Raw genomic sequence first — 2,324 nt, forward strand, 5'->3', positions numbered from 1 at the left:
CGCTGATGGTCATATCGCCGCATAGGTGTGCCGAATGATGCTGTGCACTATGCCAGAAAAATCAGGTGGTTGTCGACAGGCTATCCGCAACCACCTGAATAGTTACAAATTTTCTACCGTATCAAGGAAGCAGACGGGGGTATGATCGCAGGCTTTAGCGGTTTGGCAGATCCCCCCAAAGCATCACATGATCCCATTTTTTATGATGTGGACTATGCAGGTAATGCATTACGCGCCGTAGCGCTTACCCTCCCCTTCAGCCGTGGCAACCAACCCGTCGATATTGAACCTGAATCCGTGAGACCGGCCCCCGGAAGCACTTCTAACCCACTGACCTGCATGGCAATATAGCCATTATCGCCATTCACCCAGACAGTGCCATGCCCAACATAAAGTTCCGCGCCAGTCGCCGCACCCTCACCAGCCACGCCGGGCTGTCCATCATCGGGCAATGCTTCGAGATCGCTGGCGTCGACAGCATCGACAGCCGCTTCCCCACCACGCTGGGCATGCGCACCAGTGACGTGATCAAGAGCTACCTGGGCCTGCTGTGTCTGGGCATGAGCGACTATGACGCTGTCGAGAACTTCCGCCGCGACAAGCCCTTCCAACAACTGCTGACCCTGCAGAAGGTGCCGAGCGCGGCGACGCTGCGACAGCGGCTGGAGAAACTTGCCGCCAACGACCTGCAGGCGCGCACCGCCACCTGGTCCACGACCCTGCTGTCACTGATCGAAGCACCGATCACCGCCGAGACGACACACGTCTGCCTGGACATCGACACCTTCGTCATGGACAACAGCAACTCGAAGAAGGAAGGCGTCTCGCGGACCTACCAGAAGGTCGATGGCTACACCCCGATCGCCGCCTATCTGGGCAACGAAGGGTGGTGCCTGGGTCTGGAACTGCGCCCCGGCAAGCAGCACACCATGAAGGAGAGCAACGCCTTCCTGGAGCGGGTACTGCCTCGCGCCCAATGCCTGACCAGGCAACCGATCCTGTTACGCGAGGACAGCGGCTTCGACAGCCAGGCGCACCTGGCGCTTCTCGAACAGCAACGCCAGGTCTTTGCCGACGAGGGGCGCCGGCTCGACTATGTCGTCAAATGGAACCCGCGCGGCTCGGCCACGGCTGATCGAGATACCTGGCTGGCGGTGGCGGCGGACTACTGGGAAGAGCTGCGTCCTGGCAAGCGCCAGGCGCTGTGGCCGCAGACCGTCTCGATCCACGACGACAACAAGACCGAATACGTCGTCCAACGCGTGATGCGCCTGGTAGAGCGCACCGCCGATCGCGATGGCCAGTTGCTGCTCGAACCAGACTATGAGTTGGAAGGCTGGTGGACCAGCCTGGACGAGGCGCCGGAGGCGGTGATCAAGCGCTACCAGGCGCATGCCACCCATGAGCAGTTTCACAGCGAGATCAAGACCGATCTCGACCTGGAGCGCTTGCCGTCCGGCAAGTTCGCCACCAACGATCTGATCCTGCATCTCGCCCAGTTGGCCTACAACATCCTGCGCCTGATGGGACAGCTGGGCATGACCGGCGAGCTGAGCCCGGTTCGCCACCCGGCCAAGCGGCGCCGGCTGCGCACCGTGCTACAAGAGTTGGTGCACCGTGCGGCTCTCGTGATTCACAAGGCACGGCAGATCATCCTCGACGTCGGGCAGGATATCGGGCGCATGACGGTGCTCAAGACGCTGCGGAGCCGACTGCGTTATCCACGAGGAACGCCATGCTGACCGTCAATCGGCGACACTCTATCCACAAGCAGTTCCAGGCGACACGCGATCGCCAGATATGTCGTGCCTGGCGGGTGGAAAGGCATGACAAAACGGGCCGTCAGCACCGATCAGCACGGTGGGTTTTGGCAATAACGGGCTTGCGAAAGCCAACTTGCACGGGGCGAATGATCAAAAAGTGCTCGCTGGCGGTGATAGGGAAAGTGTCGGCGCCGGCTTCACGGATTCAGGCTATAGTCATGCCCGTTTGAGGAACCCACAGTGGAAGCGCCATTAACCCTGGACTCACATCCTGAAACACATATGCTTGATACGTAAATTTTGCTGCCTGCCAGCTTAACCAGACTAATATAACCATGGCACCACTACACACCCAGATTTCAATTATACGTTTAGCCTTGGATTTAAGTGAATCCGTAAGCAAGGTTACTCGAACATGTGCTCCACACCGCAAGGTGTAAGCCAAAGCGAGGAAAGTCGAAGCTGCCAAGCAAAATCCTGCAAACTCAGTTACATCAACCGCATAACCAAACTGTCTCCCTATTACCTGAACAACGACTGACACCCCAATGGCAGCTAAAA

3 protein-coding genes are annotated in these 2,324 nt (G+C 58.6%); 2 read left to right on the forward strand and 1 reads right to left on the reverse strand.

Annotation, left to right across the window (positions count from 1 at the left end):
* The first annotated feature begins 108 nt into the window (after positions 1 to 108).
* On the forward strand, positions 109 to 351 hold the full coding sequence (locus tag FYJ71_RS10195) for a sensor histidine kinase N-terminal domain-containing protein (protein WP_408634633.1): 243 nt from the start codon (positions 109 to 111) through the stop codon (positions 349 to 351).
* A gap of 29 nt (positions 352 to 380) precedes the next feature.
* Positions 381 to 1,742, forward strand: a complete 1,362-nt coding sequence (locus FYJ71_RS09820; protein ID WP_016915294.1) for an IS1380 family transposase — start codon at positions 381 to 383, stop codon at positions 1,740 to 1,742.
* Between the two features lie 226 nt (positions 1,743 to 1,968).
* Here FYJ71_RS09820 and FYJ71_RS09825 read toward each other — a convergent pair.
* Positions 1,969 to 2,324 (reverse strand): TRAP transporter small permease (locus FYJ71_RS09825; RefSeq protein WP_154538688.1); only part of this gene is annotated, 356 nt, incomplete at its 5' end.

The organism is Peptostreptococcus porci (assembly GCF_009695815.1).
Taxonomy (GTDB): Bacteria; Bacillota; Clostridia; order Peptostreptococcales; family Peptostreptococcaceae; genus Peptostreptococcus; species Peptostreptococcus porci.